Genomic DNA, 22556 nt, shown 5'->3' with positions numbered 1-22556 from the left:
ACATCACTGGCTGAACTTTCTCACCGCCGCTGGTTCAGAACCTGTGCATCGATTGAAATGCTCCCCTGGCGCCTCCGGCGCCTATTTTTTTGCCTGCAATATTTTCAGATCGCCCATAAACATAGCTGCTGAGGAGTGATCCTAGGCCAGCAAGTTGCGGTCGAAGACGAACACTTCGGTCGCCAGGGGGCGATGCTCCAGCAAATTTTGTGGCCGTCCCATCTTCGGGTAGTTCTTCTCGCCGGTCTCGCCGATCCAGCCCTGGGTCTTCATCCGTTCCAGCCGTCCACGCAAGGTGGTGTGCTGCACCGGCTCGCCCAGGCAAGCCTGGAACGCCGCCAGCGCTTCGGTCACGGTAAAGCGCGCAGCCAGCAGATACAGCGGCAGCGAACTGTAAACCGACTTGCCCCGCAGACGCTCGGCCGCCAGACGCACCAGTTGCGTATGGTCGAATGGCAACGCCTGCTGCCCGGAAATGACAGCGGCCAACTCGACGAACTGCAGATTCTCATCCTGCGGCGCGACGTCAGGCGCCAGCAGCGCCAGGTAACAGGTGCTCAGCGACCAACCACGCGGATCACGCACGCCGTTGCCCACCGTTGTCACCTGTTCCAGATACTGCGGTTGCAGACGCGCCTTGTCCGCCAGGGCACGAGCGGCGGCGGCATCCAGGCTGGCATCGGCGCAACGACCATTGACCAGCACGCCCGGCAGCGCCCACTGCCCCATGTAGGGTTCGCGCTGGCGACGCAGCAGCAGCACCTGCAACGTCCCCTCTTCGCTCAGGCGCAGGGCGACGATATCCACCCCGGCCAGTACTTCCACTGCACTCATCCTGTCATTCGCCTCCGCCATGGACTTATTTCATCTTGACCAATAATTCGCCTTCTTTCACGCAAGAATTGGTAAAAACGCTTGACTACATATTTCATCAGATGAAATATGTAGTCACCCCAGCGCAGGAAGGAGGCGCACCATGAAGATCGCCAGCTTCGACGTCGATGCCCAGAAAGGCTTCACGCCGCTTTGTCCCAATGAGCTACCAGTACCCGAGGGAGACGCCATCGTCCCGGCACTGAACCAGCTGGCAGCACGCGCTCAGCTACGCGTCGGCAGCAAGGATGCCCACAGCCCGCAAGCCGCCTGGGTGGTGCCGGACCACGCGCAGATGCTGCAAGCGCTGCCGCTGGCCAATGCCGACCTGACCTGGGTCAGCCACTGCGTGCCCGGCACCCCCGGCTTCGAACTGCTCGACGGCCTGCCAGCGCCGCTGGACTACGACTACTTCGTGTGGAAGGGCGTGGAACCCGACCTGCATCCTTACGGCGCCTGCTACCACGACCTGGCCGAGAAGCGCAGCACGGGCGTGATCGAATTTCTTCGGCAAAATGGCGTCGACCTTATATTGGTCGGCGGTCTGGCGCTGGACTACTGCGTCAGGACCACCGCTCTGCAACTGCGCCGCGCCGGCTTCGAGGTGATCGTGTATCTGCCGGCCTGCCGAGCCATCGCCAGCGAAACTGCCGAAACCGCCTGCATCGCCATGAGCGAGCATGACATCACACTTGCCGCCAGCCTGGAACAGCTGGACAGCGTCATAGCCAAGGAGAACCTGCGATGAGCGAGAGCATCTTCGCCGAACGCACCGTGCAGAACCTGCTGGATACCGATTTCTACAAGCTGACCATGATGCAGGCGGTGCTGCACAACTACCCCAACGCCGAGGTGGAATGGGAGTTCCGCTGCCGCAGCAGCGAGGATCTGACGCCTTACCTGGCCGAGATTCGCTACCAGATCGAACGCCTGAGCGAACTCAGCCTGAGCGTCGATCAGCTCGCGTTCCTCGAAAGCATCCCGTTCATCAAGCCGGACTTCATTCGCTTCCTCAGCCTGTTCCGCTTCAACCTGCGCTATGTGCACACCAGCATCGAAGACGGTCAGTTGAACATCCGCCTGCGCGGCCCCTGGTTGCATGTGATCCTCTTCGAGGTGCCGCTGCTGGCCATCGTCAGCGAGGTGCGCAACCGCTATCGCTACCGCGAGGTGCTGCTGGAGCAGGCCGCCGAGCGCCTGTACGAGAAGCTCGACTGGCTCAAGGCCGAGGCTTCGCCAAGCGAACTGGCAGGTTTTCAGCTTGCCGACTTCGGTACCCGCCGGCGCTTCTCCTACCGCGTGCAGGAACAGGCGGTGCATATCCTCAAGCGCGATTTCCCCGGGCGCTTCGTCGGTACCAGCAATATGCACCTGGCCAGAGAATTCGACCTCAAGCCCATCGGCACCATGGCCCACGAGTGGCTGATGGCGCACCAGCAGCTCGGCCCAAGGCTGATCGACAGCCAGATCGCCGCGCTCGACTGCTGGGTGCGCGAATACCGTGGCCTGCTCGGCATCGCCCTGACCGACTGCATTACCATGGACGCCTTCCTGGCCGACTTCGATCTGTACTTCGCCAAGCTGTTCGACGGCCTGCGCCACGACTCCGGCGACCCGCTGGTGTGGGCGGAAAAGGCCATCGCCCACTACGAGAAACTGGGCATCGATCCGATGAGCAAGACCCTGGTGTTCTCCGACGGACTCGACCTGCCCAAGTCGCTGCGGCTCTACCGTGCACTTTCCGGGCGAATCCACGTAAGCTTCGGGGTCGGAACCAACCTGACCTGCGACATCCCCGGCGTAGAGCCGATGAACATCGTGATCAAGATGATCGCCTGCAACGGTCAACCGGTAGCGAAGATCTCCGATACCCCCGGCAAGACCCAGTGCCGCGACGAGAACTTCGTCCATTACCTGAAACACGTATTTCGCGTGAACCAGTGAGGAACCAGACATGAGCAACCGCCAAGCCGAAATCGCCGCCGCCCTCGACGTGGTACCGCCATTCGCCGACGACGCTGCGCTGAGCGCCGAAATCGAAAGGCGCAAGACCTTCATCAAGAACACCCTCAAGCAGTCCGGCCTCAAGGTGCTGGTGCTGGGCATCAGCGGTGGCGTGGACTCGACCACGGCCGGGCGTCTGGCTCAGCTTTCGGTCGAAGAACTGCGTGCCGAGACCGGCGACGCCGGCTATCGCTTCATTGCCGTGCGCCTGCCGCACAACACTCAGCATGACGAGCACGACGCCCAGGCCTCGCTGGACTTCATCGGCGCCGATGAGGTCAGCACCGTCAACATTGCCGACAGCGTCAATGGCCTGGCCCAGCAGGTGAGCCATCTGCAGCAGCTGAGCGACGCCCGTCGCGACTTCGTGGTCGGCAATGTCAAGGCGCGCATTCGCATGGTCGCCCAGTTCACCATCGCCAATGCCAGCAACGGCCTGGTGATCGGCACCGACCATGCCGCCGAGGCGGTGATGGGCTTCTTCACCAAATTCGGTGACGGCGCCTGCGACCTCGCCCCGCTGTCGGGCCTGGTGAAACACCAGGTGCGCGCCATCGCAGCGCAACTGGGCGCGCCCGAGCATCTGGTGCAGAAGACCCCGACCGCCGACCTGGAGGAGCTGCGCCCCGGCAAGCCGGACGAGGAGGCCCATGGCGTGAGCTATGCCGAGATCGACGCCTTCCTGCACGGCCAGAAGGTCAGCGACGAAGCCTACGCCACCATAGTGCGCACCTATGACGCCTCGCGTCACAAGCGTGAACTACCGCTGGCGCCCTGATCTGTGCAGGCCAAAAGAAGCCGGGCATTGCCCGGCTTCTTCATCTGCATACCTGTTCAATGCCACTCGCCGGCAATGCGCTCCGCCGGTGATGCACAGCGCTCGAAAACCTCCCGAGGCCGACACTGGGCCACCGGCGCGGGTGGCGGCTGATCCGGCAACGTCGGCTCGCCCGGCTCCTGGGGAGGTAAGGGTTTACCTGGCTGATCGGGAATATCGGGTTCGGGTTGGCCGGGGATGCCTCCCGCATTGAGGTCGATCAAAGGCATGAGTTTCTCCTGACTGTGGGCTGTTACAGGTGGAGCCCCAGCTCAGAAGTAAATTCAGCTTATCCGACCAAGCGCAGACCGGCATGAAAAAGCCGGGCTTCGCCCGGCTTCTGCTGCGCGTATCAGTGATCAGGCTTTCGGCAGGGTTACGCCGGTCTGCCCCTGATACTTGCCACCGCGGTCGCGGTAGGAAACCTCACAGGCCTCGTCGGACTGCAGGAACAGCATCTGCGCCACGCCTTCGTTGGCGTAGATCTTCGCCGGCAGGTTGGTGGTGTTGGAGAATTCCAAGGTCACGTGGCCTTCCCACTCCGGCTCCAGCGGCGTGACGTTGACGATGATGCCGCAGCGCGCGTAGGTGCTCTTGCCCAGACAAATGGTCAGCACGTCACGCGGAATACGGAAGTACTCGACGGTGCGGGCCAGAGCAAAGGAATTCGGCGGAATGATGCAGACGTCGCTCTTGATGTCGACGAAGCTCTTCTCGTCGAAATTCTTCGGGTCCACCACGGCCGAGTGGATGTTGGTGAACACCTTGAATTCATCGGCGCAGCGCACATCGTAGCCGTAGCTGGACACACCGTAGGAAATCACCCGACTGGCGTCGGCGCCACGCACCTGACGCTCCACGAACGGCTCGATCATGCCGTGTTCCTGGGCCATGCGGCGAATCCACTTGTCCGATTTGATGCTCATGGCGAGGAGTCCTGAATTGGGTTGTAGCAAAAAAGTGAGCGCATCTTACCGAGCCCGGAGCCATGCATCAAAGCTTGCCGCGTCAGGCGGTGCCGATAATTTGCAAAAAAGCTGAACGGAGCATCGCACTTGTCGATAAAAACACGTATGGTGTCCCCACTGTGCTGCATGTGTCACCGCGAATCGCTACTAGATGCCTAGATCTCGATCCAAACATCGTCCGACTCCTAGTACTCGTTGCACTCAGTCCCGGCCTGGGCTTTTCCAGGGCTGTTATTACTTTTGTTAGGAGACATCACATGTCCAATCGTCAGACTGGCACCGTCAAGTGGTTCAACGATGAGAAAGGCTACGGCTTCATCACCCCGCAATCCGGTGACGACCTGTTCGTACACTTCAAAGCCATCCAGAGCGACGGTTTCAAGACCCTGAAGGAAGGCCAGCAGGTTTCCTTCGTGGCTACCCGTGGCCAGAAAGGCATGCAGGCTGAGGAAGTTCAGGTTATCTAACCTGCACTACCCCGCTTGAAAAGAGCCCCGCCTAGTGCGGGGCTTTTTTATGGGTGTTTCACGCCTGGTAGGAGCGGATTTATCCGCGAAATCGCGGCTGAAGCGGAATGCCGCCCAGCCGCTCCTACAGAAGCGGGATCGGCTGCCAAAGCAGCTTTTCGTAGGAGCCCCGCCCCGGGGCGAAGTTTTTTTAAATGAGCCCCGCTCTGATTCGCGGCGGGGCGCCGCTCCTACAAACTCGATACTCCGACACTTGAACTGCGTCGGGTGGTAGAGCTGCGCTGGATGCCCACGTCGCAAGGCAATTGAAAAAAGCCAAGTCAGGGCCGAGCCGCCTGCGCCCTCTCCCGCCCTTCTGGCACCCTCGGCTTTGGCTCCTGCGCCGCCCTACCTCCTGCATCCATGCAGTCGTCTCCCGCAAGCGGCAGACAATTAGCATCGCAGTCGTCCATTGCCCTCTCCCGCCCTTCGGGCACCCCGCTCCGCGCCCCGGCCTGATCGCTTCGCGATCAGGCGCTCATAGGCGCAGGAAGCGATGCTTCCAAAACGCGCCTCTTCGCCCCATAAATGGGAGAGGGTCATCAGATGCCGCTGCGCGGCTGCTTTTAATCCTCGCTGATTTCGATGCTGGGCATCGACGGCTTGCCAGCCAGGGCGATACGCGCGCCGACCTTGCGCGCCAGGTCCTGATAGATCATGGCGATCTGGCTTTCCGGATCGGCAATGGTGGTCGGTTTGCCGTCATCGGCCTGCATGCGGATGGCCATCGACAGCGGCAGGGAGGCCAGCAGCTCGACGCCGTACTGCGCAGCCAGCTTCTCACCGCCACCCTCGCCGAACAGGTGCTCGGCATGGCCGCAATTGGAGCAGATGTGCACCGCCATGTTCTCCACCACGCCCAGCACCGGGATATGCACCTTGCGGAACATCTCCACGCCTTTCTTGGCATCGAGCAGGGCCAGGTCCTGCGGCGTGGTGACGATCACGCTGCCGGCCACCGGCACCTTCTGCGCCAGGGTCAGCTGGATGTCGCCGGTACCCGGCGGCATGTCCACCACCAGGTAATCGAGGTCGTTCCAGGCGGTCTGGGTGATCAGCTGCAGCAGCGCGCCGCTGACCATCGGCCCGCGCCAGACCATCGGCGTGTTGTCGTCGGTGAGAAAGGCCATGGACATCACCTGCACGCCATGGGCTTCGAGCGGCACGAACCACTTCTGTTCGCGGACTTCCGGCCGCGTCCCCTCGGCGATACCGAACATGATGCCCTGGCTGGGCCCATAGATATCGGCGTCGAGAATGCCCACGCGCGCCCCCTCGCGCGCCAGCGCCAGCGCCAGGTTGGCCGCGGTGGTGGACTTGCCCACACCGCCCTTGCCAGAGGCCACGGCGATCACGTTCTTCACCCCGGCCAGTGCCGGTACCTGGGCCTGGCCCTGATGCGAGTCGATCACACAATCGACCTGCACCTGGACGCTGGCGACGCCATCGAGATTCTCCAGCGCCATCTGCAGCATCTGCGCCCAACCGTTCTTGAACAGGCCGGCGGCATAGCCCAGTTCCAGACGCACGGCGACGCGCGCACCCTGAATGTCGACCTCGCGCAGGCACCCGGCACTGACCGGGTCCTGATCGAGATGGGGGTCGGTGAACTGACGCAGACAGGCTTCGACCGCTTCGCGGGTGACGGCATTCATGTAAGAACTCCAGAAGGCAGGCAGAAAAATAAGGTGTTCATCTTAACAGCAGCGAACAGCTCTACGCGTCTCACGACGACCAGGACCCTGCCTGCATCCGCTCTTGCTTGCAGCTTGTGGCTTGCAGCCTGCCGCTGCTTTATAGTTGCCGACTTCCCTCGTTTTACCAGTGCAGCCGATCACCATGACCGAAGCCCGCAAGATTCTCGTTACCAGCGCCCTCCCCTATGCCAACGGGTCGATCCACATCGGCCATATGCTCGAGTACGTGCAGACCGACATGTGGGTGCGCTTCCAGAAGCTGCGCGGCCACCAGGCCGTATACGTCTGTGGCGACGATGCCCACGGCTCGGCGATAATGCTGCGCGCGGAAAAGGAAGGCATCACGCCGGAGCAACTGATCGCCGGTCTCAAGGCCGAACACAGTGCCGACTTCGCGGACTTCCTGGTCGACTTCGACAACTACTACTCGACCCATTCCGAGGAGAACCGCGAGCTGTCCGCCGCGATCTACCTCAAGCTGCGCGATGCCGGCCATATCACTACGCGCTCGGTCACCCAGTACTTCGACCCCGAGAAGGGCATGTTCCTGGCGGACCGTTTCATCAAGGGCACCTGCCCGAAATGCGCGTCCGAAGACCAATACGGCGACAACTGCGAAAAATGCGGTGCCACCTACGAACCGACCGAGCTGAAGAACCCGCGCTCGACCATCTCCGGTGCGGTGCCGGAGCTGCGCGACTCCAAGCATTTCTTCTTCAAGCTGCCCGACTTCGAAGCCATGCTCAAGCAGTGGACCCGCAGCGGTACCCTGCAGGAAGCGGTCGCCAACAAACTCTCCGAGTGGCTGGACAGCGGCCTGCAGGAGTGGGACATCAGCCGTGATGCGCCCTACTTCGGCTTCGAGATTCCCGACGAGCCGGGCAAGTACTTCTACGTCTGGCTGGACGCGCCGATCGGCTATATGGCCAGCTTTAAAAATCTTTGTTCGCGCCGTCCTGAGCTGGACTTCGACGCGTTCTGGGGCAAGGATTCGACCGCCGAGCTGTACCACTTCATCGGCAAGGACATCGTCAACTTCCACGCCCTGTTCTGGCCGGCGATGCTCGAAGGCGCCGGCTACCGCAAGCCGACCGCGGTGAACGTGCACGGCTACCTGACGGTGAACGGGCAGAAGATGTCCAAGTCGCGCGGCACCTTCATCAAGGCGCGCACCTATCTGGATCACCTGAACCCGGAATACCTGCGCTACTACTACGCCTCCAAGCTGGGCCGCGGCGTGGACGATCTGGACCTGAACCTCGAGGACTTCGTGCAGAAGGTCAACTCGGATCTGGTCGGCAAGGTGGTCAACATCGCCAGCCGCTGCGCCGGCTTCATCCACAAGGGCAACAATGGCCTGCTCGTCGCCGCCAACCCGGAGCCGGAGCTGTGGGACGCTTTCCAGGCCGCCGCGCCGAGCATCGCCGAGGCCTACGAGGCGCGCGACTTCTCCCGCGCCATGCGCGAGATCATGGCGCTGGCCGACCGCGCCAACGCCTGGATCGCCGACAAGGCGCCCTGGGCCCTGAACAAGGTCGAAGGCAAGCAGGCCGAGGTGCAGGAAATCTGCGCGCTGGGCATCAACCTGTTCCGCCAGCTGGTGATCATGTTGAAACCCGTGCTGCCGAAGCTGGCCGCCGATGCCGAAGCTTTCCTCAATGTGAAGCCGCAAACCTGGGCCGACCTGTCGCTGCCGCTGGCCAACCACCAGCTCAACCCGTTCAACCCGCTGCTGACCCGCATCGAGCCGGCGAAGATCGAAGCCATGGTCGAAGCCTCCAAGGAAGATCTGGCCGCCGAAGCGCCCAAACCGCAGGGCAATGGCGAACTGGCCAAGGACCCGCTGGCCGCCGAGATCAACTTCGACGCCTTCGCCGCCGTGGACCTGCGTATCGCCCTGATCGAGAAGTGCGAGTTCGTCGAAGGCGCCGACAAGCTGCTGCGCCTGTCGCTGGATATCGGTGACGAGAAGCGCAACGTGTTCTCCGGCATCAAGTCCGCCTACCCGGACCCGAGCAAGCTGGAAGGCCGCCTGACCCTGTACGTCGCCAACCTGGCGCCGCGCAAGATGAAGTTCGGCATCAGCGAAGGCATGGTCCTGGCCGCCGGCCCCGGTGGCGAGGAAATCTACCTGCTCAGCCCGGACAGCGGCGCCAAGCCGGGTCAGCGCGTCAAGTAAGCGCCAGCCAGGCTTATAGGCGTCGAACAAGCCGGCCAATGCCGGCTTGTTTGCATCTACGCGCTTCCCGATAATAGGCGCCCTTTTCCTACGGCCTTTGCGCACTCGACGGCAACCCGATGACCGAACTCGTCCTGATCATGGTCAGCGCCATCCTGGTCAACAACTTCGTGCTGGTGCAGTTTCTCGGCCTGTGCCCGTTCATGGGCGTGTCGAAGAAGATCGAAACTGCCATCGGCCTGTCGCTGGCCACCACCTTCGTGCTGACCCTGGCCGCGATGTGCAGCTACCTGGTGCAACAGTACGTGCTCAAACCGCTGGACCTGGAATTCCTGCGCACCATCAGCTTCATTCTGGTGATCGCAGTGACCGTACAGTTCACCGAGATGGTGGTGAACAAGACCAGCCCGCTGCTGTATCGCGTGCTGGGCATCTTCCTGCCGCTGATCACCACCAATTGCATCGTCCTCGGTGTCGCCCTGCTCAACGCCAACAAGGCCGAATTCACCTTCATCACTGCCACCGTCAACGGTTTCGCCGCCGGCCTGGGCTTCTCCCTGGTGCTGGTGCTGTTCGCCGCCATGCGCGAGCGCATCGCCATCGCCGACGTACCGAAGTCCTTCCAGGGCGCGGCCATCGGTATGATTACCGCCGGTCTGATGTCGCTGGCCTTCATGGGCTTTGCCGGGTTGATCAAGCTATGAGCCTGGTTCTCGTCGCCGTCCTCGCCCTGCTCGGCCTGTGCCTGATCGCTGGCGCCATCCTCGGTTTCGCCGCGGTGCGCTTCAAGGTCGAGGGCGACCCCATCGCCGAACAGATCAACGCGCTGCTGCCACAGACCCAGTGCGGCCAGTGTGGCTACCCAGGCTGCAAGCCCTACGCCGAGGCGATCGCCGGCGGCGACAAGATCAACAAGTGCCCGCCCGGCGGCGAGGCGACCATCCAGGCGCTGGCCGACCTGCTGGACGTCGAACCCGAGCCGCTGGACGCGGTGGAAGGCGAGAAGCCGCAGATGGTCGCGTTTATCCGCGAAGCCGAATGCATTGGCTGCACCAAGTGCATCCAGGCCTGCCCGGTGGACGCCATCGTCGGCGCCGCGCGGCAGATGCACACGGTGATCGTCAGCGAATGCACCGGCTGCGACCTGTGCGTTGAACCCTGCCCGGTGGACTGCATCGACATGATCGAAGTCGGTAGCACCGTGCAAAGCTGGAAATGGGACAAACCGCTGGCGCCCGGCCAGTTGATCGCCAGCGACCGGGAGCAGGCGGCATGAGCGCGCAGGAAAAGATTTGGGATATACCCGGCGGCATCCACCCTGCCGAGCGCAAGGAGCTGTCCAACCGCACGCTGATCCAGCAGGCGCCGCTGCCCAAACGCCTGGTGTTGCCGCTCGGCCAGCATATCGGTGCCGTCGCCGAACCCTGCGTGGTGGTCGGCCAACGGGTGCGCAAGGGCGAGAAGATCGCCGAGGCCAACGGCTTCGTCAGCGCGCCGCTGCATGCCCCGACCTCCGGCACCGTCAGCTTTATCGGCCCGCAGCCCTACCCACACGTCTCCGGCATGCTGGCGCCAGCCATCGTCATCGACAGCGACGGTCTGGACGAGTGGATCGAACTGAAGCCGCATGCCGACTACCAGCATATGGAATCTGCCGAGCTGCTGGCGCTGATCCGCGAGGCCGGTATCAGCGGCCTGGGCGGCGCCGGTTTTCCCACCGCGGTGAAGCTCACCGCGCGGCCGACGCAGAAGATCCACACACTGATCATCAACGGCACCGAGTGCGAGCCCTATATCACCGCCGACGACCTGCTGATGCGCGAGCGCGCCGGCGAGCTGGTTTCCGGCATCGATATCCTGGTGCAGCTGATCCAGCCCGATCAGGTGCTGATCGGCATCGAGGACAACAAGCCCGAGGCCATCGCCGCGGTGCGCGGCGCCTGCAGCGAGCGCAGCTACCAGGTGCGGGTGTTTCCCACCAAGTACCCCTCCGGCGGCGAGAAGCAGCTGATTCAGATTCTCACCGGTGTCGAGGTCCCCTCGGGCGGGCTGCCGGCCGATATCGGCATCCTCTGCCAGAACGTCGGCACCTGTACGGCCATTCACGACGCGGTGATGCTGGGCAAGCCGCTGATTTCGCGCATCACCACCCTGACCGGCGAGGCGCTGGCGCGCCCGGGGAACGTCGAGGCGCTGCTCGGCACGCTGGTGGGCGAGCTTCTGCAATTCGCCGGGCTGGACACCAGCAAACTCAATCGCCTGATCATGGGCGGACCGATGATGGGCTTTACCCTGCCCAGCCTCGAGGTGCCACTGATCAAGACCAGCAACTGCCTGCTGGCCAGCACCGCCGTGGAACTGCCGCCGCCACCGCCGGCCATGCCCTGCATCCGCTGTGGCGAGTGCGCCGAGGCCTGCCCGGCCAGCCTGCTGCCTCAGCAACTGCACTTCTTCGCCTTGGGCCAGGAACACAAACAGCTCAAGGCGCACAACCTGTTCGACTGCATCGAGTGCGGTGCCTGCGCCTACGTCTGCCCATCGAGCATTCCGCTGGTGCAGTACTACCGCGCGGCCAAGGCGGAGATCCGCGAGCTGGAGCAGAAGCAGCTCAAGGCCGAGCACTCCAAGCAGCGCTTCGAACAGCGCCAGGAACGCCTGCGCCGCGCCGAGGAACAGAAGGAAGCCGAGCGCAAGGCCCGTGCCGAGAAGGCCGCCCGCGCCAAGGCGGCGCAGGCCGAGGCACCGACGGTAGCGGCAGCCGCGCCGGCCGATGAGGCGCTGAAGAAACTCAAGATCGAAGCCAGCATGGCCCAGGTCGCGCTGAAGAAGGCGGAAAAACAGCTGGCCGCCCACGACACGCCCGAACTGCAGGCGCAGGTCAGCGAGCTGCGCGCCGCTGCCGAAGCCGCGCAAAAGGCCTTGGCCGACGCACAGGCAGCTACCCCGGCCCCAGCGCCCAAACCGGCCGGCGACGAGGCGCTGAAGAAGGCCAAGATCGAAGCCGCCATGCTCAAGGCCCAGTTGCGCAAGCTGGAGAAAATCGAAAACCCGGACGACGACCAGCAGGCCGAACTCGCTCGCCTGCGCAAGCAGCTGGAAGCCGCCGAGAAGGCTCTGGCCGATCTGGAGAAGCAGACACCCGCCCCCGCTGCCAAGCCAGCCGGCAACGAGGCGCTGAAGAAAGCCAAGATCGACGCCGCCATGCTCAAGGCCCAGCTGCGTAAGCTGGAAAAGATCGAGAACCCGGACGACGACCAGCAGGCCGAAATCGCCCGCCTGCGCCAGCAACTGGAAGCCGCCGAGAAGGCCCTGGCCGATCTGGAGAGCCAGGCGCCTGCTCCCGCCGCCAAACCGGCCGGCGACGAAGCGTTGAAGAAGGCCAAGATCGAAGCGGCCATGCTCAAGGCCCAGCTGCGCAAGCTGGAGAAGATCGAGACCCCGGACGACGAGCAGCAGGCCGAACTCGCCCGCCTGCGCCAGCAACTGGAAGCCGCCGAGAAGGTTCTGACCGATCTGGAAAGCCAGGCACCCGCCCCTGCCGCCAAACCCGCCGGTGACGACGCCTTGAAAAAGGCCAAGGTCGAGCTGGCGATGAAACGCGCCGAGCTGAAGAAGGCCGAGAAGGCCGGCACCGACGACGCCGACCTGCAGCCACTGCGCGATGCCCTGGCCGCCGCCGAACAAGCCCTGCATGCGGCCGAGGCGGCCTCGGGCAAGCCAGCGCCGGAGCTGGTACGCACCGAACGCCCCGGCGTGGACGAAAAATTCAAGGCGCTGAAGACCGAGGTGGCCTTCGCCCGCGCCGACCTGCGCAAGCTGGAGCGTGACGAGAGTGCCGCTGGCGAGGCGCTGGAACAGGCGCGCACACGCCTGGCCGAAGCCGAACGCAAGCTGGCCGAATACCAGCCGTAGCGATCGCCCCGGATTACCTCCAGGGCAGGCAGCACAACGATTAAAGCCCCTCTCCCACTTGTGGCAGAGGGGTTGGGGAGAGGGCCAGCACGCCGCCCCCTCTCCCCGGCCCTCTCCCGTAAACGGGAGAGGGGGAACGAAAACGCCGGCACGCCGGTACAGCGCCCCGGATTGTATCCGGGCTACAAAAGACATCCGTCGCGTCGGAGCACCCGGGCGGCACAGACACCGTAGCCCGGATGCAATCCGGGAAATGAACACCACTGCGCTCAATACGAACGCAGTAACAGGAGCGCCGATGGCCCTGCCCCGCATCACATCGCCCCACGCCACGGGCAGCAACCGCACCCAGCAGGTCATGCTGCAGGTGCTGCTGGCCACCGTGCCGGGCATTCTCGCCCTGACCTGGCTGTTCGGCGCCGGCACCCTGTTCAACCTGCTCTGGGCCAGCCTCTGCGCGCTGGGCTTCGAGGCCGCGCTGCTGGCCGCGCGCAAGCGCCCGGTGGTCTTCTTCCTCAAGGACTACAGCGCCCTGGTCACTGCCGTGCTGTTGGCCCTGGCCCTGCCGCCCTACTCGCCCTGGTGGCTGACCCTGATCGCCTGCGGCTTCGCCATCGGCTTCGGCAAGCAGCTCTATGGCGGTCTTGGACAGAACCCGTTCAACCCAGCGATGGTCGGCTATGTGGTGGTGCTGATCTCCTTCCCGGTGGAAATGACCAGTTGGCCCGCGCCTCACGGCGTCGCCGCGCTGGACGGCATCAAGCACATCCTCGGCATCGCCAGCCTGCCCGATGGCTGGGCCCAGGCCACCGCGCTGGACGCCCTGAAGGTGAACAAGAGCCTGACCATCGACGAGCTGTACGCCGGTAACCCGGCCTTCGGCCATTTCGGCGGCGCCGGCAGCGAGGCGGTCAACCTGGCGTTCCTCGCCGGCGGCCTGTACCTGCTGCACAAGCGGCTGATCACCTGGCACGCGCCGGTGGGCATGCTCGCCGCGCTGTTCGTCATGAGCCTGCTGTTCTGGAATGGTAGCGGCTCGGACTCCAACGGCTCGCCGCTGTTTCACCTGCTCACCGGGGCGACCATGCTCGGCGCCTTCTTCATCGTCACCGACCCGGTTTCCGGCGCCACCAGCAATCGTGGGCGTCTGGTGTTCGGCATCGGCGTCGGCGTGCTGGTCTACGTCATCCGCGCCTGGGGCGGTTACCCGGACGCGGTGGCCTTCGCCGTGCTGCTGATGAACCTCGCAGCCCCAACCATCGACTACTACACCCGGCCGCGTAGCTACGGCCATCGCAAACCCAACAGCGGCTTCAAGCTGGGAGAATGAGCATGCTGCCGGAAATCAGCCGCTCGATGCTGAAGAACGCCCTGGTGCTTGGCCTGTTCGCCATTGGCACCGTCGGCAGCGTGGCCCTGCTGCAACAGGGCACCGCCACGCGCATCGCTGCCGCCGAGCGCGAAGCACAGGTACGCGCCCTGGCCGAAATCCTGCCGAGCGGCAGCTATGACAACCACCTGCTGGACAACCGCATCGAGCTTAACGCCACCGAGCTGGGCCACCGCAGCCCGCAGTCGGCCTACCTGGCATTGAAGGGCGGCCAGCCCAGCGCGCTGATCCTGCCGGTGACCGCACCGGATGGTTACAGCGGCGCCATCCACCTGCTGGTGGGCATCTTCGCCGATGGCCGCCTGGCCGGTGTGCGTGTGCTTGGCCACCGAGAAACTCCGGGGCTGGGCGACAAGATCGAACTGGCCAAGAGCGACTGGATACGCAGCTTCGAGGGCAAGTCCCTGAGCGATCCCAACGAAGACGGCTGGGCAGTGAAGAAGGATCGCGGCGACTTCGACCAGTTCGCCGGCGCCACCATCACCCCGCGCGCCGTGGTCAAGGCCGTGCACGGCGCCCTGCGCTACTTCGACAAGCACCGCGCCCAGTTGCTGGGCCTGGCGGAGGACGAGCAATGACCAGCTACCGCGAAATCAGCTTCAACGGCCTGTGGAAGAACAACCCGGCGCTGGTGCAGCTGCTCGGCCTGTGCCCGCTGCTGGGGGTGAGCAACTCCACGGTCAACGCCCTCGGCCTGGCCCTGGCCAGCGCGGTGGTGCTGGTGTGCTCCAACACCGCGGTGTCGCTGGTGCGCGGCGTGGTCAACACCGCCGTGCGCCTGCCGGCCTTCGTCATGATCATCGCCGCGCTGACCACCTGCATCGAGCTGCTGATGCAGGCCTTCACCTACGAGCTGTACCAGATCCTCGGCATCTTCATCCCGCTGATCACCACCAACTGCGTGATCCTCGGCCGCGCCGACGGCTTCGCCGCCAAGCACGACCCGGCCCGCGCCGCCTATGACGGCCTGATGATGGGCCTGGGCTTCGGCCTGGTGCTGGTCATGATCGGCGCCATCCGCGAGCTGCTCGGCACCGGCGCCCTGTTCGCCAACATGCACCTGCTGTTCGGGCCGATTGCCGCAGAGTGGAAGCTCACCCTGGTACAGGATTACAAGGGCTTTCTGCTGGCCATCCTGCCGCCGGGCGCCTTTATCGTCCTGGGCCTGCTGATCGCCGGCAAGAACCGCATCGACCAGATCGCCGCGGAACGGGCCAAGGCCGCCGCGCCCGAAGCGCCTGCACAAAGCCGCCGCGTTCGCGTTACCGGAGTCATCGAATGAACGCCGCCAAACGCCTGGAAATCTTCCGTCGCCTGCACGAGGATAACCCCGAGCCAAAGACCGAGCTGGCCTACAGCACGCCGTTCGAGCTGCTGGTAGCGGTGACGCTATCGGCCCAGGCCACCGACGTCAGCGTCAACAAGGCCACGGCCAAGCTGTTTCCGGTGGCCAATACGCCGGAAGCCATCTACGCCCTGGGCGTCGAGGGACTCTCCGAGTACATCAAGACCATCGGCCTGTACAACAGCAAGGCGAAGAACGTCATCGAGGCCTGCCGCATCCTCGTCGAGAAACACGGCAGCCAGGTGCCGGACAACCGCGAGGACCTCGAAGCCCTGCCCGGCGTCGGCCGCAAGACCGCCAACGTGGTGCTCAACACCGCTTTCCGTCAGCTGACCATGGCCGTGGACACGCACATCTTCCGCGTCAGCAACCGCACCGGCATCGCGCCGGGCAAGAACGTGGTCGAGGTGGAGAAAAAGCTGCTCAAGTTCGTGCCCAAGGATTATTTGCTCGACGCCCACCACTGGCTGATCCTGCACGGACGCTACGTCTGCACCGCACGCAAACCGCGCTGTGGCGCCTGCCGCATCGAGGATCTGTGCGAGTACAAGGCAAAAACCTCCGACGATTGATCGACCATAGAATCCGGCGATCCTCTGATTGAAAAAATCTTTTTTACCCGCTCAATTTTTGCCGCTATAAGGTGCGCAAACGGCCCCGGTAACTGGCCTGGAGTGGAATGAATGAGCACTGACAAAGAAGATCTCGAACTGGACGAAGACTTTGTCGCGGATGAATCGGACGATGCCGAGCCTGCGGTGGAAGTCGCCAAGACCAACCTGACCAAGCGCCGCATCATCGACAACTTCCTCGAAGAGCGTCGCCTGCACAAGCAGCTGGCCGAATACGATTTCGATATCTGAACGTCGAGCCGCACAGAAAGAGCCCCGCGAATTGCGGGGCTTTTCGTATCTGTCGATCAGTCGCGGCGCGACGGCGAAAGCAATTCGATCTTGTAGCCGTCCGGGTCTTCGACGAAGGCCAGGATACTCGTGCCGTGCTTCATCGGACCGGGCTCGCGGGTGATCTTGCCGCCGCGCGCACGGATGTCCTCGCACGCCTTGTAGACGTCCTCGACTTCCAGAGCGATATGGCCGTAGCCAGTGCCCAGCTCGTAGCTATCGACGCCCCAGTTGTGGGTCAGCTCGATCACGCTGTTGTGCGCCTCGTCGCCGTAGCCGACGAACGCGAGGGTGAACTGACCGTCCGGGTAGTCCTTGCGCCGCAGCAGGGTCATGCCCAGCACCTCGGTGTAGAAGGTGATGGATTTGTCCAGATCGCCGACGCGCAGCATGGTATGCAGCAGTCTCATCAGATTTTCCTCTCTTAGAAAGCAGAACCCCGGCACTTGGCCGGGGTCCTTGTGAGGCAAGAAGTTCAGCTTAGACCAGCTTGCGCCCCTTGCCTGCAGCGATACGCATGCGCAGGGCGTTGAGCTTGATGAAGCCCGCCGCGTCCTGCTGGTTGTAGGCGCCGCCGTCTTCCTCGAAGGTCGCGATGTTGGCGTCGAACAGCGAATCGTCGGACTTGCGCCCGGTGACGATGACGTTGCCCTTGTACAGCTTCAGGCGCACCACACCGTTCACGTTGGCCTGGGAAGCGTCGATCATCTGTTGCAGCATCAGACGCTCCGGGCTCCACCAGAAACCGTTGTAGATCAGGCTGGCGTATTTCGGCATCAGCTCGTCTTTCAGGTGAGCCACTTCGCGGTCGAGGGTGATCGACTCGATGGCGCGGTGGGCCTTGAGCATGATGGTGCCGCCGGGGGTTTCGTAGCAGCCGCGGGACTTCATGCCAACGAAACGGTTCTCGACGATGTCCAGACGGCCGATGCCGTTCTCGCCACCGATGCGGTTCAGCTCGGCCAGCACCTGGGCCGGGGTCATGGCCTTGCCGTCGATGGCGACGATGTCACCGGCCTTGTAGGTCAGCTCGATGTAGGTCGGAGTGTCCGGCGCCGCTTCCGGCGACTTGGTCCAACGCCACATGTCTTCTTCGTGCTCGGTCCAGGTGTCTTCCAGCACGCCACCCTCATAGGAGATGTGCAGCAGGTTGGCATCCATGGAGTACGGCGACTTCTTCTTGCCGTGGCGCTCGATCGGGATGGCGTGCTTCTCGGCGTAGTCCATCAGCTTCTCGCGCGACAGCAGATCCCACTCGCGCCACGGGGCGATGACTTTCACACCCGGTTTCAGCGCATAGGCGCCCAGCTCGAAACGCACCTGGTCGTTGCCCTTGCCGGTGGCACCGTGGGAGATGGCGTCAGCGCCGGTCTCGTTGGCGATCTCGATCAGGCGCTTGGCGATCAGCGGACGGGCGATCGAGGTACCCAGCAGGTACTCGCCTTCGTAGATGGTGTTGGCGCGGAACATCGGGTAGACGAAATCGCGGACGAACTCTTCGCGCAGGTCATCGATGTAGATTTCCTTGACGCCCAGGGCCTGAGCCTTGGCACGAGCCGGTTCGACCTCCTCGCCCTGGCCGAGATCGGCGGTGAAGGTCACCACTTCACAGTTATAGGTATCTTGCAGCCACTTGAGGATCACCGAGGTGTCCAGGCCACCGGAATAGGCCAGAACTACCTTTTTGACGTCCGCCATGCCATCACTCCACGGGTTGTACGGTAAAACCGGTGATTCTACTGGCCAAGCGGCTTAATTTACAGGGGTGCGACAGTCGGAGTTGACCAAGCGACGCCAAAGTGGCTCAGGAGGCTCGGCTGCCCGCTGGATCGGCAGGCGGCGTGGCGGGAGCAGGAGCACTCTGCTGCGGCGTCTCGGGCTGCGGCACGCGATCCAGGCGCAGGGTCGCCCGGCGGTTCTTGGCACGATTGGCTTCGTTGTTGTTCGGCACCAGCGGGTAACGCTCGCCATGAAAGCGCATGGTGATCTGCTCGGCAGGAATACCACCGGCTATCAGATACTCCTGCACGGCCAAGGCACGGCGACGCGAGAGATCACGGTTGGTCAGGCGATTGCCGCTGTTGTCGGCGTGGCCGTCGATCTGAAAGCTGTTGATGCTGGGGTCGGCCTTGACGAAGTCGAGGATGATATCGAGCTTGGCCTTGGCCATTGGGTCGAGATCGATGCCCCCGCCGGGAAAGCCGATTTGCGCCTGGCGAATCTGATCGAAATTGACCGGCAGCAGCTTGGCGGTGCACGCCTGGTAATCGTCATAGGCTTTGTGAAACTTCACCGGCAGTAGCCGCACTTCCAGATTTTCGCCGCCATTGAGGGTGCGATGGCGCACCACCGGGCTGCGCCCTTCCAGCAGACCGGTGAGCAGGCGCGCGCCCTGCTCCTGCGAGCTGTTGAACGGCACCTCGCCATTACCGACGCTGACAACGCCCAGGTTGATATCGCCGCGCCCCGGCTGCCAGGGCGCCGCTGCCGCCAACAGGGTTGCCGAGCCCGCGCCCATCCAGCGCTCACGGGCCTTGAGGCGGAAGGTGACCTGCTCACCCGCGCGGCGCACGAACTCGCCGCTGCCAAAGTTGCTGATCGGCTGACTCAGGCGGCATTCGAACTGATCGCCCTCCACCGTCCACTCCACCTTCTCCAGCCGCGTCTGGAAGCTGATGGCATGCGCCGGCAGGCACAGAGGCATGCCAGCCAGCAGGCTGATCAGGAGGAAATTGGGCGCACGCACGACAGGCTCCACGGCGGTTCAGGGCATTCTCACGGGGTATCGGTCAGGTGCGCGGAAACTTGACCCCTGCGTGCGATTGTCGCGTCGGCGCGAGCGCGAGCAGGCGCTTTTCAGTTAACATGCGGCCACGTTTTACCCGCCTGGAAGCCTTCATGTCCGACCGCCTGACTCTCCTGCGTCCCGATGACTGGCACATTCACCTGCGCGACGGCGCGGTGCTGCCACACACCGTCGGCGACGCCGCGCGCACTTTCGGCCGCGCCATCATCATGCCCAACCTGGTACCGCCGGTGCGCAATGCCGCCGAAGCCGACGCCTATCGCCAGCGCATTCTCGCTGCGCGCCCGGCTGGCAGCCGCTTCGAGCCGCTGATGGTGCTCTACCTCACCGACAACACCAGCCCCGAGGATGTGCGCGCAGCCAAGGCCAGCGGCTTCGTGCATGCCGCCAAGCTCTACCCGGCCGGCGCCACCACCAACTCCGATTCGGGCGTCACCAGCATCGACAAGATCTTCCCGGCGCTGGAAGCGATGGCCGAAGTCGGCATGCTGCTGCTGGTGCATGGCGAGGTGACACGCGCCGAGATCGACGTGTTCGACCGCGAGAAGGCCTTCATCGACGAGCACCTGACCCGCGTGGTCGAGCGCTTCCCCACGCTGAAAGTGGTGTTCGAGCACATCACCACCCGTGACGCAGTGCAGTTCGTCGAGGCGGCCTCGGCCAACGTCGGCGCCACCATCACGGCCCACCACCTGTTGTACAACCGCAACCATATGCTGGTTGGCGGTATTCGTCCGCACTTCTATTGCCTGCCGATCCTCAAGCGCAACGTACACCAGGAAGCCCTGCTCGACGCCGCCACCAGCGGTAACGTCAAGTTCTTCCTGGGCACTGACTCGGCGCCGCACGCCAAGCACGCCAAGGAAGCGGCTTGCGGCTGCGCTGGCTGCTACACCGCCTATGCCGCCATCGAGCTGTACGCCGAAGCCTTCGAGCAGCGCAACGCCCTGGACAAGCTGGAAGCCTTCGCCAGCTTCCACGGCCCGGACTTCTACGGTCTGCCGCGCAACACCGACAGCATTACCCTGGTACGTGATGAGTGGACCGTACCGGCCAGCCTGCCGCTGGGCGAAAACAGCGTAGTACCGCTGCGTGCCGGCGAAACCCTGCGCTGGAAACTGCTGGAGGGCCAGGCGTGAGCGAAGACAACTACGAAGACGAACTCGAACCCAGCCTGCCCTCCGGCCCGCGCACGCCCATGGCGGCGCGCTTTCGCGGCTACCTGCCGGTGGTGGTGGATGTCGAGACTGGCGGCTTCAATAGTGCTACCGACGCCCTGCTGGAAATCGCCGCGACCACCATCGCCATGGACGAGAGCGGTTTTCTTTATCCGGATCACACCCACTTCTTCCGTATCGAGCCCTTCGAAGGCGCCAATATCGAAGCGGCGGCGCTGGAGTTCACCGGTATCAAGCTCGATCATCCGCTGCGCATGGCGGTGAGCGAAGAGCATGCCCTCGGAGAAATCTTCAAGGGTTTGCGCAAGTCGATCAAATCGGCCGGCTGCAAGCGCGCGATCCTGGTCGGCCACAACAGCAGCTTCGACCTGGGCTTTCTGAATGCCGCGGTGGCGCGTTGCGGCATCAAGCGCAACCCCTTCCACCCCTTCTCCAGCTTCGACACTGCCACATTGGCCGGCCTCGCCTACGGTCAGACCGTGCTGGCCAAGGCCTGCCAGGCCGCCGGGATCGAATTCGATGGCAAGGAGGCGCATTCGGCCCGTTACGACACCGAGAAAACCGCCGAGCTGTTCTGCGGCATCGTCAACCGCTGGAAGGAAATGGGCGGCTGGGACGAGTTCGATCAGTAAGCCTCGGCGCATTCACCATTCAATGAAAAACCGGCCAAGGCCGGTTTTTTCATATCTGCGCAACGGTCTCATACACCGTTCGTCAGGAGATGCGAGCATTCGCAATCGATCTTTGACAAGCATTCTCATTAACATTAGTATCCGACCCATCGAACAGAACTACCAAGACGAGCCTTGCTTATGTACGTCTGCCTCTGTGAAGGTGTCACCGATACGCAAATCCGCGAAGCGGTCTATGAAGGCTGCTGCAGCTACCGCGAAGTACGCGGCACGCTGGGCATCGCCAGCCAGTGCGGCAAGTGCGCCTGCCTGGCCAAGCAGGTAGTTCGCGAAACCATCGCCGAAGTGCAGAGCAGTCAGGCATCGCTCGCCTACCCCGCAGGTTTCGTCGCTGCCTGAAACACAGCCCGCGAATAAAAAACCGGATCCTGGAATCCGGTTTTTTTTCGCCTGCAAAACCCCTCGAGGTCGTCTATAGGCCGTCGCGCTGCAGATGGTCGAGGTCCACCGCTTCTCCCGGTGCGGCATGCAACTGGGCGCGGATGTCCTCGAAAATCGCGTCGTATTCGGCATGCGCACGCATGATCGGGCTGTGGTTGGGTGGCAAGCCGTGCTTGGCCACCAGACGGGAAATCACGCTGGCGAAGTTGAAGGCGGTATCGCGGTGCATGTCAAAGACCTCCTCGAAGGCCTTGCCGTCGATCTCGCCGACCAGACGCCCGTGCAGCATCGGCCCCTCCCGCGGGTCCTTGCGAACCTCATAATAGAAATCGATGCTGTAACCGGGTTGTCCGCCCAGACCAGGCGGATTGCTGCGATGAAGGTGACCGGGTTCGAACATGGTGCTCTCTCCTTTGCCGTAACGCCGCTTGATGCTTCCTGACGGAGCGCCCGAAGAGTCTAGTCCGCCACTTCCAGCCCTGCATGCGCCATTTCAGTGCAGAGTTGAATCCCCTGCTCTTTCCTGAACCAGCACCCAGGGCGCAACCACCACTGCCCACAGTTGCGGGTCACGCGTAAGCAGATCTTCGGCACGCGAATCTTCGAACCGGCACAGCAGCCCCTGGTTCATCCATTGCGCAACACGAGCCTGGTCATTCTCGGCCACGGCCTGCGCGACCGCCACCAGATCCTGGTTGCCCTCGACCCAGAGCAGCGCACCACGGGCGAAGAACGGCTGCAGTTCCTGCCAACGAATCGGCGCGGTCTCGCCGAGCAGCTTGGCATAGAGGGTGCTAGATTGATCCGTCATGGTGTGTCCCGTGTCGATGGCGTTGAATGCAGGCGCGCAATGATAGCGTCGGCAACTGCGCTGGCAACCGCACGACGCTCGCCAGCCGACCCAGG

25 protein-coding genes are annotated in these 22556 nt (G+C 63.4%); 16 read left to right on the top strand and 9 right to left on the bottom strand.

All coding sequences use genetic code 11. The annotated features are described in order from the left end of the window. Positions 1–141: 141 nt before the first annotated feature. Positions 142–834 carry an NUDIX domain-containing protein gene (locus DXK50_RS08690; protein WP_024307384.1) on the bottom strand — a complete coding sequence of 231 codons (693 nt, stop codon included), beginning with the start codon at positions 832–834 and terminating at the stop codon, positions 142–144. 142 nt (positions 835–976) lie between these two features. On the opposite strand from DXK50_RS08690, the gene DXK50_RS08685 reads away from it, so the two are divergent. From DXK50_RS08685 to nadE, 3 genes are read left to right on the top strand one after another with little or no spacing between them, the layout of a single operon-like run. Then, entirely contained in the window at positions 977–1621 is a 645-nt protein-coding gene (locus DXK50_RS08685) for a nicotinamidase (RefSeq protein ID WP_212630035.1), read from the top strand. After that, complete coding sequence (gene pncB / locus DXK50_RS08680; RefSeq protein ID WP_212630034.1) at positions 1618–2817, top strand: nicotinate phosphoribosyltransferase; 1200 nt, start codon at positions 1618–1620, stop codon at positions 2815–2817. The genes DXK50_RS08685 and pncB overlap by 4 nt, the downstream gene beginning before the upstream one ends. Positions 2818–2827: 10 nt before the next feature. Continuing rightward, positions 2828–3655 (top strand): ammonia-dependent NAD(+) synthetase, encoded by an 828-nt coding sequence (gene nadE / locus DXK50_RS08675; RefSeq protein WP_212630033.1) that lies wholly within the window; start codon positions 2828–2830, stop codon positions 3653–3655. A gap of 56 nt (positions 3656–3711) precedes the next feature. Here nadE and DXK50_RS08670 read toward each other — a convergent pair whose 3' ends face one another. Continuing rightward, positions 3712–3924, bottom strand: a complete 213-nt coding sequence (locus DXK50_RS08670; RefSeq protein ID WP_161864422.1) for a hypothetical protein — start codon at positions 3922–3924, stop codon at positions 3712–3714. A gap of 129 nt (positions 3925–4053) precedes the next feature. Next, positions 4054–4620, bottom strand: a complete 567-nt coding sequence (gene dcd / locus DXK50_RS08665) for a dCTP deaminase (RefSeq protein WP_013714599.1) — start codon at positions 4618–4620, stop codon at positions 4054–4056. 299 nt (positions 4621–4919) lie between these two features. Between dcd and DXK50_RS08660 the strand changes: the two genes are divergently transcribed. Next, entirely contained in the window at positions 4920–5129 is a 210-nt protein-coding gene (locus DXK50_RS08660) for a cold-shock protein (RefSeq protein ID WP_013714598.1), read from the top strand. A 605-nt stretch (positions 5130–5734) separates the two neighbouring features. On the opposite strand, the gene apbC is transcribed toward DXK50_RS08660, so the two are convergent. Continuing rightward, positions 5735–6823: an iron-sulfur cluster carrier protein ApbC gene (gene apbC / locus DXK50_RS08655; RefSeq protein WP_212630032.1), complete on the bottom strand. Its 1089-nt coding sequence runs from the start codon at positions 6821–6823 to the stop codon at positions 5735–5737. A 184-nt stretch (positions 6824–7007) separates the two neighbouring features. On the opposite strand from apbC, the gene metG reads away from it, so the two are divergent. From metG to DXK50_RS08610, 9 genes are all read left to right on the top strand, one after another. Continuing rightward, positions 7008–9044 (top strand): methionine--tRNA ligase, encoded by a 2037-nt coding sequence (metG, locus tag DXK50_RS08650; RefSeq protein ID WP_212630031.1) that lies wholly within the window; start codon positions 7008–7010, stop codon positions 9042–9044. Between the two features lie 119 nt (positions 9045–9163). Then, on the top strand, positions 9164–9748 hold the full coding sequence (gene rsxA, locus DXK50_RS08645; RefSeq protein WP_003245591.1) for an electron transport complex subunit RsxA: 585 nt from the start codon (positions 9164–9166) through the stop codon (positions 9746–9748). After that, positions 9745–10320 carry an electron transport complex subunit RsxB gene (gene rsxB, locus DXK50_RS08640; RefSeq protein ID WP_012017990.1) on the top strand — a complete coding sequence of 192 codons (576 nt, stop codon included), beginning with the start codon at positions 9745–9747 and terminating at the stop codon, positions 10318–10320. Before rsxA ends, rsxB begins: the two co-directional genes overlap by 4 nt. Continuing rightward, positions 10317–12956 carry an electron transport complex subunit RsxC gene (gene rsxC / locus DXK50_RS08635; protein WP_212630030.1) on the top strand — a complete coding sequence of 880 codons (2640 nt, stop codon included), beginning with the start codon at positions 10317–10319 and terminating at the stop codon, positions 12954–12956. Before rsxB ends, rsxC begins: the two co-directional genes overlap by 4 nt. A gap of 298 nt (positions 12957–13254) precedes the next feature. Beyond that, a complete protein-coding gene (locus DXK50_RS08630; protein ID WP_212630029.1) occupies positions 13255–14286 on the top strand; it encodes an RnfABCDGE type electron transport complex subunit D in 1032 nt (343 codons plus the stop codon). A gap of 2 nt (positions 14287–14288) precedes the next feature. After that, positions 14289–14924 carry an electron transport complex subunit RsxG gene (gene rsxG, locus DXK50_RS08625; protein ID WP_212630028.1) on the top strand — a complete coding sequence of 212 codons (636 nt, stop codon included), beginning with the start codon at positions 14289–14291 and terminating at the stop codon, positions 14922–14924. Continuing rightward, positions 14921–15628: an electron transport complex subunit E gene (locus DXK50_RS08620; protein WP_161864428.1), complete on the top strand. Its 708-nt coding sequence runs from the start codon at positions 14921–14923 to the stop codon at positions 15626–15628. The genes rsxG and DXK50_RS08620 overlap by 4 nt, the downstream gene beginning before the upstream one ends. Further along, on the top strand, positions 15625–16263 hold the full coding sequence (gene nth / locus DXK50_RS08615) for an endonuclease III (RefSeq protein WP_212630027.1): 639 nt from the start codon (positions 15625–15627) through the stop codon (positions 16261–16263). Before DXK50_RS08620 ends, nth begins: the two co-directional genes overlap by 4 nt. A 111-nt stretch (positions 16264–16374) precedes the next feature. Then, positions 16375–16554, top strand: coding sequence for a PA3496 family putative envelope integrity protein (locus DXK50_RS08610; RefSeq protein WP_003245600.1), 180 nt, complete (start codon positions 16375–16377; stop codon positions 16552–16554). 56 nt (positions 16555–16610) lie between these two features. Here DXK50_RS08610 and gloA read toward each other — a convergent pair whose 3' ends face one another. The 3 genes from gloA to DXK50_RS08595 all read right to left on the bottom strand — a co-directional run bounded on the left by gloA (position 16611) and on the right by DXK50_RS08595 (position 19339). Further along, complete coding sequence (gene gloA / locus DXK50_RS08605) at positions 16611–17003, bottom strand: lactoylglutathione lyase (RefSeq protein ID WP_024307373.1); 393 nt, start codon at positions 17001–17003, stop codon at positions 16611–16613. A 70-nt stretch (positions 17004–17073) separates the two neighbouring features. Continuing rightward, positions 17074–18291 (bottom strand): argininosuccinate synthase, encoded by a 1218-nt coding sequence (locus DXK50_RS08600; protein WP_024307372.1) that lies wholly within the window; start codon positions 18289–18291, stop codon positions 17074–17076. Between the two features lie 106 nt (positions 18292–18397). After that, a complete protein-coding gene (locus DXK50_RS08595; protein WP_461818615.1) occupies positions 18398–19339 on the bottom strand; it encodes a flagellar protein MotY in 942 nt (313 codons plus the stop codon). 152 nt (positions 19340–19491) lie between these two features. Between DXK50_RS08595 and pyrC the strand changes: the two genes are divergently transcribed. The 3 genes from pyrC to DXK50_RS08580 all read left to right on the top strand — a co-directional run bounded on the left by pyrC (position 19492) and on the right by DXK50_RS08580 (position 21608). Further along, positions 19492–20538 carry a dihydroorotase gene (gene pyrC / locus DXK50_RS08590; protein ID WP_212630026.1) on the top strand — a complete coding sequence of 349 codons (1047 nt, stop codon included), beginning with the start codon at positions 19492–19494 and terminating at the stop codon, positions 20536–20538. Further along, positions 20535–21209, top strand: a complete 675-nt coding sequence (gene rnt / locus DXK50_RS08585) for a ribonuclease T (RefSeq protein WP_012017982.1) — start codon at positions 20535–20537, stop codon at positions 21207–21209. The genes pyrC and rnt overlap by 4 nt, the downstream gene beginning before the upstream one ends. Positions 21210–21389: 180 nt before the next feature. After that, the gene (locus tag DXK50_RS08580; RefSeq protein ID WP_024307369.1) at positions 21390–21608 is read left to right on the top strand and encodes a bacterioferritin-associated ferredoxin; all 219 of its coding nucleotides are present in this window, start codon (positions 21390–21392) and stop codon (positions 21606–21608) included. 73 nt (positions 21609–21681) lie between these two features. On the opposite strand, the gene DXK50_RS08575 is transcribed toward DXK50_RS08580, so the two are convergent. Together DXK50_RS08575 and DXK50_RS08570 are read right to left on the bottom strand one after the other, a co-directional pair. Then, complete coding sequence (locus DXK50_RS08575) at positions 21682–22050, bottom strand: DUF5064 family protein (RefSeq protein ID WP_161864443.1); 369 nt, start codon at positions 22048–22050, stop codon at positions 21682–21684. A gap of 93 nt (positions 22051–22143) precedes the next feature. Then, on the bottom strand, positions 22144–22461 hold the full coding sequence (locus DXK50_RS08570; protein WP_212630025.1) for a DUF2288 domain-containing protein: 318 nt from the start codon (positions 22459–22461) through the stop codon (positions 22144–22146). Positions 22462–22556: the final 95 nt, after the last annotated feature.

This window comes from Pseudomonas sp. KB-10 (genome assembly GCF_018221585.1).
Taxonomy (GTDB): Bacteria; Pseudomonadota; Gammaproteobacteria; order Pseudomonadales; family Pseudomonadaceae; genus Aquipseudomonas; species Aquipseudomonas yangonensis.
Note: the sequence above shows the minus strand (reverse complement) of the source record. Positions and strands in the feature narration are given on the sequence as shown.

Coding starts and splice junctions, on each gene's coding strand:
- DXK50_RS08570 (WP_212630025.1), bottom strand. CDS start 22,461: ATGACGGATCAATCTAGCACCCTCTATGCCAAGCTGCTCGGCGAGACC.
- DXK50_RS08690 (WP_024307384.1), bottom strand. CDS start 834: ATGAGTGCAGTGGAAGTACTGGCCGGGGTGGATATCGTCGCCCTGCGC.
- nadE (WP_212630033.1), top strand. CDS start 2,828: ATGAGCAACCGCCAAGCCGAAATCGCCGCCGCCCTCGACGTGGTACCG.
- pyrC (WP_212630026.1), top strand. CDS start 19,492: ATGTCCGACCGCCTGACTCTCCTGCGTCCCGATGACTGGCACATTCAC.
- DXK50_RS08610 (WP_003245600.1), top strand. CDS start 16,375: ATGAGCACTGACAAAGAAGATCTCGAACTGGACGAAGACTTTGTCGCG.
- DXK50_RS08670 (WP_161864422.1), bottom strand. CDS start 3,924: ATGCCTTTGATCGACCTCAATGCGGGAGGCATCCCCGGCCAACCCGAA.
- DXK50_RS08580 (WP_024307369.1), top strand. CDS start 21,390: ATGTACGTCTGCCTCTGTGAAGGTGTCACCGATACGCAAATCCGCGAA.
- DXK50_RS08685 (WP_212630035.1), top strand. CDS start 977: ATGAAGATCGCCAGCTTCGACGTCGATGCCCAGAAAGGCTTCACGCCG.
- rsxG (WP_212630028.1), top strand. CDS start 14,289: ATGCTGCCGGAAATCAGCCGCTCGATGCTGAAGAACGCCCTGGTGCTT.
- metG (WP_212630031.1), top strand. CDS start 7,008: ATGACCGAAGCCCGCAAGATTCTCGTTACCAGCGCCCTCCCCTATGCC.
- nth (WP_212630027.1), top strand. CDS start 15,625: ATGAACGCCGCCAAACGCCTGGAAATCTTCCGTCGCCTGCACGAGGAT.
- rsxA (WP_003245591.1), top strand. CDS start 9,164: ATGACCGAACTCGTCCTGATCATGGTCAGCGCCATCCTGGTCAACAAC.
- dcd (WP_013714599.1), bottom strand. CDS start 4,620: ATGAGCATCAAATCGGACAAGTGGATTCGCCGCATGGCCCAGGAACAC.
- DXK50_RS08630 (WP_212630029.1), top strand. CDS start 13,255: ATGGCCCTGCCCCGCATCACATCGCCCCACGCCACGGGCAGCAACCGC.
- DXK50_RS08575 (WP_161864443.1), bottom strand. CDS start 22,050: ATGTTCGAACCCGGTCACCTTCATCGCAGCAATCCGCCTGGTCTGGGC.
- pncB (WP_212630034.1), top strand. CDS start 1,618: ATGAGCGAGAGCATCTTCGCCGAACGCACCGTGCAGAACCTGCTGGAT.
- DXK50_RS08660 (WP_013714598.1), top strand. CDS start 4,920: ATGTCCAATCGTCAGACTGGCACCGTCAAGTGGTTCAACGATGAGAAA.
- apbC (WP_212630032.1), bottom strand. CDS start 6,823: ATGAATGCCGTCACCCGCGAAGCGGTCGAAGCCTGTCTGCGTCAGTTC.
- DXK50_RS08600 (WP_024307372.1), bottom strand. CDS start 18,291: ATGGCGGACGTCAAAAAGGTAGTTCTGGCCTATTCCGGTGGCCTGGAC.
- gloA (WP_024307373.1), bottom strand. CDS start 17,003: ATGAGACTGCTGCATACCATGCTGCGCGTCGGCGATCTGGACAAATCC.
- rsxC (WP_212630030.1), top strand. CDS start 10,317: ATGAGCGCGCAGGAAAAGATTTGGGATATACCCGGCGGCATCCACCCT.
- DXK50_RS08620 (WP_161864428.1), top strand. CDS start 14,921: ATGACCAGCTACCGCGAAATCAGCTTCAACGGCCTGTGGAAGAACAAC.
- rsxB (WP_012017990.1), top strand. CDS start 9,745: ATGAGCCTGGTTCTCGTCGCCGTCCTCGCCCTGCTCGGCCTGTGCCTG.